9 protein-coding genes are annotated in these 9,799 nt (G+C 38.0%); all 9 read left to right on the plus strand.

All coding sequences use genetic code 11. The features are described from left to right. Positions 1–854, plus strand: an 854-nt coding sequence (locus KKH91_06385) for a glycosyltransferase family 9 protein (GenBank protein MBU0952429.1), incomplete at its 5' end; no start/stop codon positions are given. Beyond that, positions 851–2,083 (plus strand): O-antigen ligase family protein, encoded by a 1,233-nt coding sequence (locus KKH91_06390; protein MBU0952430.1) that lies wholly within the window; start codon positions 851–853, stop codon positions 2,081–2,083. The genes KKH91_06385 and KKH91_06390, both read left to right, overlap by 4 nt. A 48-nt stretch (positions 2,084–2,131) precedes the next feature. Further along, positions 2,132–3,181 carry a Fic family protein gene (locus KKH91_06395; protein MBU0952431.1) on the plus strand — a complete coding sequence of 350 codons (1,050 nt, stop codon included), beginning with the start codon at positions 2,132–2,134 and terminating at the stop codon, positions 3,179–3,181. A gap of 57 nt (positions 3,182–3,238) precedes the next feature. Continuing rightward, positions 3,239–4,324 (plus strand): glycosyltransferase family 4 protein, encoded by a 1,086-nt coding sequence (locus KKH91_06400; GenBank protein ID MBU0952432.1) that lies wholly within the window; start codon positions 3,239–3,241, stop codon positions 4,322–4,324. Then, on the plus strand, positions 4,321–5,100 hold the full coding sequence (locus tag KKH91_06405) for a polysaccharide deacetylase family protein (protein ID MBU0952433.1): 780 nt from the start codon (positions 4,321–4,323) through the stop codon (positions 5,098–5,100). The genes KKH91_06400 and KKH91_06405 overlap by 4 nt, the downstream gene beginning before the upstream one ends. 9 nt (positions 5,101–5,109) lie before the next feature. Beyond that, positions 5,110–6,153, plus strand: a complete 1,044-nt coding sequence (lpxK, locus tag KKH91_06410) for a tetraacyldisaccharide 4'-kinase (protein ID MBU0952434.1) — start codon at positions 5,110–5,112, stop codon at positions 6,151–6,153. Further along, positions 6,154–7,509, plus strand: a complete 1,356-nt coding sequence (locus tag KKH91_06415) for an HAD-IIIA family hydrolase (protein MBU0952435.1) — start codon at positions 6,154–6,156, stop codon at positions 7,507–7,509. 159 nt (positions 7,510–7,668) lie between these two features. Next, positions 7,669–8,658 (plus strand): Gfo/Idh/MocA family oxidoreductase, encoded by a 990-nt coding sequence (locus KKH91_06420; protein ID MBU0952436.1) that lies wholly within the window; start codon positions 7,669–7,671, stop codon positions 8,656–8,658. A 58-nt stretch (positions 8,659–8,716) separates the two neighbouring features. Then, on the plus strand, positions 8,717–9,799 hold a 1,083-nt coding region (locus KKH91_06425; GenBank protein ID MBU0952437.1), incomplete at its 3' end, for a DNRLRE domain-containing protein.

The raw sequence follows: 9,799 nt of genomic DNA on the forward strand, positions 1-9,799 counted from the left end.
ATGAGATAATTGAATATGATTCGCGCAATAAATCAATTAAATACTCCTGGGAACTTGTAAAAAAACTAAAGAAAGAAAAATACGGCCTGGCAATACTGCTTTCAGGAAATTATAACGCCGCTTTAATTGCTTGGCTTGCCGGCATAAAGTACCGGGCAGGTTTCAATTATGACAAACGCGGCCACCTGTTGACGCACAGCCTTAAAGAAACGGGCAGAGAATACCGGTTGGACAGAGCAGTAAGAATACTTGAAGCTTTGGGGTTGAATATTGAAAATAGAAACCCGGAGCTTTGGGTGGGTCCTGAAGACGAAAAATTTGCAAAGGAAACTCTGGGTGGATTTAAAGCCAAATTTCATAAATTGATAGGAATCGGCCCGGGAACCCAGGAAAAAGAAAAATGCCTGCTTGAAAATGAATTCATACAGTTAATAGATTCACTTGTCTCCACAGAGGGAAATAATTTTGGAATAGTTTTATTCGGTTCAAAAAATGATATTGCCCGCGGAGAGAAAATAATAGCAGGGGTAAAAGACAAAGAAAAAGTCATTAATCTCATAAATAAAACAATTCTAAATCAGCTTGCGGCTTGTTTAAAACTGGTTGACGTTTATATTACCGGTGATACCGGCGGCATGCATATTGCGTACACGGTGGGAGTACCGGTAGTAGCGTTTTTTGGGCCCACGGATCCGGGGGAAGCTCTGCCGCAAAAAAACAATATAAAAACAATCTGGAAAAATCCGGGGTGCTCTCCCTGTACTTTAAAAAAATCGCATCAATGCAAGACATTGGAATGTATTAATAGAATAACCGTTGAAGAAATAGAAAAATTGGTTACAGAGTTATTATGAAAAAGTTGTCCTCAAATTTAATTTACATAGGGTTTCTTTTATTCGCTGCTACGGTAAGCTGGACTATGTCTGGCCAGGCTGCTGGCATAGTTATAGCATTGCTTGGGTGGATTATCGGGATATTTGCTTATAGAAGATTTACTCTGGAAAAAGAAAAAACTTCCTGGTTTAAAATTATTCTTGCAGGTTTCATTATTATTTTTATTCTTTCAAGCATATTTTCAGTAAATGTTTACAAGAGCTTTACCAGAACATTTTATCTTTTGGGTGAAATCGGTGTATTTTTTGCGGTTTTGAGTTATGATTGGAAAAAAAGAAATATATCCGTACTTTTTAAAATACTTACAGTTTTTGCCGTTGTTGAATCGTTGTACGGTATAATTCAGTATCTAACCGGTACCACCATTCTTAATTACGGTGATACAACAAAACATATTTTAGGTATGTTTAGCAACCATGATGTTATACGCAGGGCGTTTGGTACCTGGGATCATCCGAATTCATTAGGCGGTATTTTAGCAATGCTTATTCCTATAACCTTTTTTATAGGAATAATTTCAAAGGGAAAGAAAGAAAAACTGTTTTATTTAGTTTCAACATCAGTTATGGCATTGGGTCTTATGTTTACCCAAACTCGCGGAGGTTGGATAGGATTGATAGTAAGCTTGCTTGTCCTGATTATTTATAAAAGAAAGAACCTTATTTTTATTCCTCTTGCCGCTGTTATCATTATACTGGTGGTGCCTTCTACCAGGTCAAGAATTATGAATACTTTTAATTTTGGCCTGGAGACAGAACGAATAAGCATGTGGAGGGTAGCTGTTGATGAAATAAGACAAAACCCGGTTTTAGGCACAGGCCCGGAAACTTTTTCTGATGTTTTTTATAATGAATTATTGCAAAAAAAAATGGATACTGGTCTTTTTCAAAAAAGAATGCATTTTCATTATCACAATACTTACCTGGGGTTGAGCGCGGAATCAGGCATATTTTCGTTAATTATATTTTTAATTTTTGTCGGGAGTATTCTTGTTTTTGGATTTAAGGGTTTGCATTCGGTAGAAAATAAATTTATGCAGTCAGTGCTGCTGGGTTGCATTGGCACAGTAATAGATTTTATGGTGCATGGTTTTGTTGATTACAACCTTCGGGGCAACACAGTATATTTTTTCTGGTTCGCCTGCGGAATGATAGTGTTTATAGCTAGTAAACGATTAGTGAACGATTAAAATTTAAGGTTAAAATGGGTAAGCCCTGCAAAGATTAGGAGATTAAAAATGGTATTTAATCCGAAATTTATTATTACTCCCAAGATTAACAGTGCGCTTGTTGAGATTGAGCGCGTCCGGGGTTTTCTTGATGCAATTAAGCTTAAAGATGACTGGATGGCAGATATGCAAAAAAAGGCGCTTATACTTGAATCGCATTCTTCTACGCATATTGAGGGCACAGCGTTAAGCTTGGAACAGGCTAAAAGCATATTGGAAGGCAAGAAAGTTTCCGGAGTGGATCGTAACGACGAACTTGAATTATTAAATTACAAAAAGGCGATGGACTTTATTTCAAAATATCTTGGTAAAGAAGATCCGGTTACAGAAGGTATTGTCCGTGAACTTCACAAAATTATTGTTAAAGGCGTAAGGGGTGAAAGGGCAGATCCGGGGAATTACCGCAAAATTCAAAACTATGTGGCCAATTCCAGAACCCGTGAAATTATTTATACGCCTCCTTCGCCGCTTGAAGTACCGCATTTAATGAGAGAATTCGTATGCTGGATAAATGAAGCGAATGACATTTCCACGGTTCTAAATGCCGGGATTTCCCAATTTCAGTTTGTGCATATTCATCCGTTTATTGACGGCAATGGAAGAACTGCGCGTTTATTATCCACCCTTATTCTTTATAAGACCGGTTATGATTTCAAGAGACTGTTTTCTATATCCGAATACTATGATAAAGACCGTCCGTTATATTATAAAGCAATCCAGTCTGTCAGAAATAATAATATGGATATGACCGGATGGCTCGAGTATTTTGTTGGAGGATTACATTCACAGATGGAAGAAATCAGGGATAAGGGCGAACAGCTGATAAAAATGGATGCAAAACTTCAGAAGATTAAGAAGATGGATATAAATATAAGACAAGAGAAGGCTTTGAAATATATGTTAAAGTTTGGCAGAATAAATGTAAATGAATACCAAGAAACAGTTGCTTGTATTCGCCGGACTGCCCAGCGGGATTTAGAAGATTTAGAAAAAAGAAAAATTATTAAATCTGTTGCAAAAAGCAAAACAGATCCGACTAAGCACTATATTTTACTGTAACAAGATACTGTGACATACTGTGACATGTCACTGTGACATGTAAAATCAGGAAAAAAAATGAACATTCTAATTCTTGAGGGGTCAAAACATTGGACGGGCGGGGCCAAGAGGGCGTTTCTGCTTATTAAGGAATTGAAAAAGCAGGGACATAATATCATTGTTGTCAGCCCGCCGCGCGCCTTGTTAGGAGAAAAATGTGCCCTGGAAGGCCTGGCCGTCTATACCTTTATGCCTATCGGAGGTATGGGAATTTTCAGCTTTTTGAAAATTTTAAAAATACTTAAAACCCATAAAATTTCAATTGTAGATATTCACTCATCAGTGTTTTACCGTACAGGCGGTTTAGCCGGCAAGATAACCGGCGCCAAGGTTGTTTTTACGCGAAACGTAGCGTTTCGCAAGAATAGTTTAAAAAAGGTAATTAACAGAGCGATGTATGCTTTGGCTGATAGAATTATTACCGTGTCAGAGCAAATCAAAGCGGATTTGGTCAGTGATTTTTCTCTGGACAGCAAAAAAGTGGAAGTTATCGTAGACGGAATTGATGTAAACGAATTAACCGTCACTCCGGATGAAACCGAACGGGTAAAAAAAGAATTCAATATAGGTTCAGAACCGGTAATTGGTGTAATTACGCGGATGGACAAAACAAAAGGTCATAAATTTCTAATAGAAGGAATTCCAAAAGTCATTTCAAAAGCACCTTCAATAAAATTTATCATAACAGGCATCGGAAAACTCGCCGGCGAAATAAAAAATTATGCGGATTCATTGAATTTAGGCAATAATGTTATTTTTACGGGTTTCAGAAATGATATCCCGGCAATTCTTTCTGTTGTTAATTTAACGGTTATGCCTTCTTATAACGAAGGCCTGGGCATGTGTATCCTTGAGTCGCTTGCAGCAGGTAAACCAGTTGTAGCCGTAAATACCGGAGGCATCCCCGAAGTTGTTATAAATGAATATGACGGTATTCTTGTTAATTCCTGCACGGCAGAGGATTTATCGTCCGGGATAATAAAAATTTTAAATTCAGACCTTAAAAAATTGGGTGAAAACGGGAAAAAATTGATCTTAGGCAAGTTTTCCATAGAAAAAATGGGCAGAAGCACAATTGGGGTCTATGAGGAATTAATGTCATGAAGCGGTTAATTTTACTGTCGCTGATTGTTGTCGGTGGTTTATACATCGCAAAAGATCTCTCGGAAAAGAGTTTTATACTTTATTACCACAATGTAGGGGAATACAAAAGCGGCCTCAAATCGCTTTACATTTCACCCTGGATATTTACGGTACAGATGCAATATTTAAACTGGCGCGGGTATAAAGCTATTCCGCTTGAAGAATTTATTAACCGCATCAGGAATAACAGGCCTTTTCCCAAAAAAACCTTTGCGATATCTTTTGATGATGGATACCAGAACAATTACATAAACGCACTCCCGGTTCTTAAGAAATACAAATATCCCGCAACAATATTTCTTGTAGTCAATGAAATAGGCCGCAAGGTTCAACACGACAGGACTTCTCCGGAAGAAAGACTGACAAAGAAAGAGATAAAAGGCATGGCAAAATATATAAATTTCGGAAGCCATACGATGACCCACGTAAACCTGGCAACAGAAAAAGTATTACAGGCAAGAAATGAAATTGCATATTCAAAAACAGCAATTGAAAAAATAACCGGAAAAAAAGTAAGGATTTTTTGTTATCCAATGGGCAGGTTTAATCCAACAGTTAAAGGTTTTGTAAAAGAAAACGGCTATACCGGCGCCTGCTCTACCTATTCTGGCCTTATCGACAAAAAAGATGATGTGTACGAACTGCCAAGAATTGAATGGAAAGAATTTACGAATTCTTCAATTCATGATTTTTGGAATTTAAAATGGTTTTATTTTAAGATTATCCTGGGAGTATAAGTGAAAACAATGTTTTATCCTTTTTTATGGCTGCTTTCGCTTATGTATGGCTGTGCCGTTAAAATAAGGCATCAGGCCTGTACAAAAAATCAGCGCAGTCTGCCGAGAAAAACAATCTGTGTGGGGAATATTACTACGGGGGGCACGGGAAAAACGCCTGCTGTGATTATGCTGGCCAGGTTACTGCTGGAGAAAGGAAGAAAAATAGTTATCTTAAGCCGAGGATATAAAAGAAAGTCAGCCGGCACGGTTCCCCTGATTGTTTCTAATAAGGAAAAGATTTTGGTAAATGTTGAAATTTCAGGCGACGAACCATACCTGATAGCAAGAAATTTACCTGGAATTCCTGTCATTGTCTGTCCGGACAGATTTTCTTCCGGGAAAAATGCAATAGAAAAATTTAATCCGGATATTATCTTGCTGGACGACGGGTTTCAGCATTGCCGTTTATTCAGAGATTTGGATGTGGTTCTTGTTGACTGTCTAAATCCTTTTGGTGGCAACAAATTGCTGCCGCTGGGTTTTTTGAGAGAACCTCTTTCAGCTTTTGGAAGAGCCGGAGTCATATTGCTTACAAATTCAAAATTTGTTGATGAAGGAAAAATCGGAACGATTACGTCGATGATAAAAAAATATAATCAAAAAACGCCTATAATTAAAGCCGGGCATAAACCTGTGAATTTGGAGAAAATACTAACCAGAGAAACCATTGAATTGGCCCAGTTTAAAGGGAAAGAAGTTGTAGCTCTTTCGAGTATAGGAAATCCGGCGTCTTTCGAGAAAACCCTTCAATCCCTCGATATAAAAATCACCGAAAGCATGCGTTACCCGGACCATTACTGGTACTCAGAAGAAGATGTTAAAAAGCTTTCAGAAAAATATTCCGGGAGAGTTATTGTAACGACTGAAAAAGATGCCGTAAGACTGGAAGCAAAGATTGCCGGAGAGAAAAAAATAAACATGCCGGAAATATATATTTTGAAAATCGAGCTGGAAATTGAAAGTATAGAAACGCTCGAAAGAGAAATAAATAAAGTTTTAAAACTTCAATAAATGAAAAAAAATAAAGCAGTGTTTTTAGACAGAGACGGCACAATAATAGAAGATAAGGGTTATCTTAATGACCCGCAAGGGCTGGAATTTATAGAAGGCGCAATCCCTGCCATGAAAATGCTTTCTGAAAACGGGTTTAAGCTGATTCTTGTTACAAACCAGTCAGGCATAGGCAGAAATATTGTAACGCTGGACCAGCTGAAAACTATTCATGACAAACTTGCGGGCGTGCTCTCTTTAAACAGCATAAGGTTCGATGAAATTGAGTTTTGCCCTCATCTGCCGGAACAAAAGTGTTTGTGCAGAAAACCAAATACAGGGATGGCCAAAAGGGCTGCTGAAAAAGCAAATATTGATTTGCAGAAAAGTTATTGTATCGGCGATAAAATGACTGATGTAGAATTTGCAAAAAAATTCGGAGGAAAAGGTGTTCTTATTGGTAGCGGGTACACCGGGGTAAAGCCGGATTATATCGCAAAGAATTTATATGCTGCGGCAAAATGGGTAATAAGCGACAGTCCAAATCAAAAAAACAGTTTAAAGGAACAAAAAAAAGGGAAGCGTAAGTTTTTGCTGTCTTTGATTTTATTCTTTTTTGCCAATTTCGCTGGAATTTCTTCTGTTCTTGGCCAGCCCGGGCCTTCGGGGTTTACGTGGCGCCGGGTAGAAAATAATGCATTTAAAAATGGTGAAAAACTTATCTATGATGTAAAATGGGGTTTAATTGTCGCCGGTTATGCTGAAATGAGGCTTGAAAATATTGAAGAAATTAACAATCGCAAAGCGTTTCATTTGATTATGGAGGCAAAATCCCTCCCTTTTTTCGATGTGTTTTACAAAGCAAGGAATTTGGATGAGTCCTGGATAGATGTTGAAAGCATTTGCTCGCATAAATACAAAAAACGCCAGCGCGAGAGCGGATACATCAAAGAAGAAACAGTGTTTTTTGATAACGTGAATAAATATTTTTCGTTTATGGAGGGCAGAAACGGAAAGTGCGTCTCAAAAAAGGAAATCCCGATGCCCGCTTTTACACAGGATGTTTTGTCGGCGCTTTATTACGTAAGGACTTTAAACCTGGAAGCTGGAAAAACATATTTTATAGACGGCCAAAGCGGCGACAAAACATACTCGCTCAAAGTAATGGTTTATAAAAAAGAGAAAGTCAGCGTACCGGCAGGCAGTTTTGAGTGTTACAAAATCGAGCCTTTTGTCATAGGGAACGGTTTATTCGAAGCAAAGGGCCGTCTCTGGATCTGGGTAACCGCTGACAGCAAAAAACTACCTGTACTGCTCAGCTCAAAAATATTCATAGGCTCCATTACGGCAGTTCTTACCAAAGTTGAAGGCAACTAAGCATATCTCACGCCTTAATCTGATTATAATTATTTAAAATCATAAAATTTTTAGTGCAGTCTGTTTTTTTACCACTTGACGTTATAGAAAAATTAAGGTATAATGAGCAGATAAGTGATGAGTGGATTTTAACAGGTTGAAGTAAGGATGGGATAACAAGTGTTAGACAAACAAAAAATAAGGTTTGGGCTTGTTGGAGCAGGTGGAGGCATATCTAAGAGGAGAGGCAGCGCTATTTTAGAAAATCCAGACTCTGAGGTGACACTCATCTGTGAAACTGATGAAAACAAGTGGGAAAAGCTAAAAGAAAAATATAACGTTAAGATAACCAAAGATTACAGGGAAGTTGTCTCTTCGCCTGAAGTGGACGCAGTGGCGATTTCAACACCGAATATTTTTCACTATGAGATTATAAAGGAAGCGCTAAAAAATGGTAAACATACTGTTTCAGAATATCCCATGGTGCAAAACTTGGCGCAGTATGATGAATTGGTAAAATTGGCAGAAGGGAAAAAAGTAGTACTGCATGATGGTTTAACTCCGCGTCTTGAAATTCAGCATAAAACTATAATGAATAATCTGCCGCGATTTGGGCGACTAATGTCAGCTAATTATCGCTACTTTGCGGAGGGAGTTAATGGATGGTACTGGAATCCGAAGTTAGCGGGAGATTTTTTCTGTACCTGCCATATGCACTTTATTGATTATCAAATGGCTTTTTTTGGAGAAGTTGAAAGTATATATGCGACAAAATATATGCTTCAAAAGGAATGCAGGGAAATAAAAACCGGCTATGCAGTAATGAAATTTAAAAATGGAATATATAGCGTAATAGAATTTGGAGTTGGTTTTACATCAGCTTCTCCGAATACACTTCTTGTTACCGGGGAACAAGGATATATCGAATATAGAGGGGATGAGCATGCAATGAAGTTCTCCGGAAAAACAGATAAAGAAGGATATTTTGAGATAGAATTACCTAAGGTTGATACCTTTGCCGAAACACTAAAAGAAGATACAAATTTGTTCATAGATGAGATTTTAGGTAGACGAAAACCGGTAGTAGATTCAAAATTAGGCAGAGAGATACTAAGAATTACTTTGCTTGCAAGTGAATCAGCGGAAACAGGAAAAGTTATTAAAACGTAGAAGCGTGAATCTAATGTTTAACATTTTTTACTTCATAAATAAGAGAAAGAGGGTAATTATGCGTAATTTTATCTTGTTTTGCACGGCCTCAGTCAGTGTGTTTTTATCGTTGTCAACGGTAGTTCAGTCTGCAGAGTTGAAGTTTACCTGCACAGAGGATACCGGGATTTCATCTTATAAAGAAAAAAATGCAGATGAAAGAAATCTCAATATGGGCGCAACGGGCAGTATTAAAATTAAAGGTATTGAGGAAATGGCTATTTTACGTTTTGACCTTAGCAAACTAAAAGGGAAAAAAATTAAAAGCGCAAAACTTTTTCTTTGTGAAGCCAGTACTAATTTTTTAAGAAAAATTGGCCTTTCAACAGTTTCAAACGACTGGATTGAAGGGAAGGGAAATTATACAATTGATGAAACAGATAACGGAGCCACATTTTTTGAAGCAAGTTACAAAAAATGTTCCTGGTGCTGGCCGGGTTCAGATTTGACTGATGTTACTATGGGTAACGGCAACACACTGCAGCAGCATACTGAAATGCAGAAGCTAGGCGATGGATGGATAGCTGTAGATGTTTCACTTCCAATAGTTAAAGCAATTATTTGCGATGCCTCCTATGGAATTTTGGTTATGGATGAGTCGGGCCAGACAACTGCTGATAATTTAGTTTATTCACGTGAATCAGGCAACAACGGTCCTTATTTAGTTGTAAATTATGAAGATGCTAATGTTCCTCCTCAAAAACCACTGCTTGTAAATGTTAAGCCAAAGCCTGAATTAGCTCATGTGGACAAAGGAGCAGTAAGTATTTTTGTTTCTGTTCCTGAAGATGCTGCTGCTTATCATATATGGGTTGATGACAAGAAAATAGAACGTTGGAAAACACCCTTTCCGGCAGGTTTTGGAACAGAACAGGAAATAGTATTGGACGACCTTAACCCTAACGCGGACATAGAAGTTAAATTAGCGGTTGCTGATGGCGCAGGGAATATGTCAGAACCGGTTATAGTTAAAGGAAAAACATCGGCAGCGTTGCCCGCTACGCCTAAACTGCCGGATTTAACTATTACCGGCGCTGGGGTTGTTCCGCCAGAGAGGGATGGAAAACTTCGTGTTTGGGCTTTTCCCGAAGTAAGCAAAGTC

This window comes from Elusimicrobiota bacterium (assembly GCA_018816525.1).
Lineage (GTDB): Bacteria > Elusimicrobiota > Endomicrobiia > CG1-02-37-114 > XYA2-FULL-39-19 > OXYB2-FULL-48-7.

Bases quoted from the DNA above. Each gene is read 5' to 3' on its own strand.
- KKH91_06400 (MBU0952432.1), top strand. From the start codon at position 3,239: ATGAACATTCTAATTCTTGAGGGGTCAAAACATTGGACGGGCGGGGCC.
- KKH91_06390 (MBU0952430.1), top strand. From the start codon at position 851: ATGAAAAAGTTGTCCTCAAATTTAATTTACATAGGGTTTCTTTTATTC.
- KKH91_06405 (MBU0952433.1), top strand. From the start codon at position 4,321: ATGAAGCGGTTAATTTTACTGTCGCTGATTGTTGTCGGTGGTTTATAC.
- lpxK (MBU0952434.1), top strand. From the start codon at position 5,110: ATGTTTTATCCTTTTTTATGGCTGCTTTCGCTTATGTATGGCTGTGCC.
- KKH91_06415 (MBU0952435.1), top strand. From the start codon at position 6,154: ATGAAAAAAAATAAAGCAGTGTTTTTAGACAGAGACGGCACAATAATA.
- KKH91_06395 (MBU0952431.1), top strand. From the start codon at position 2,132: ATGGTATTTAATCCGAAATTTATTATTACTCCCAAGATTAACAGTGCG.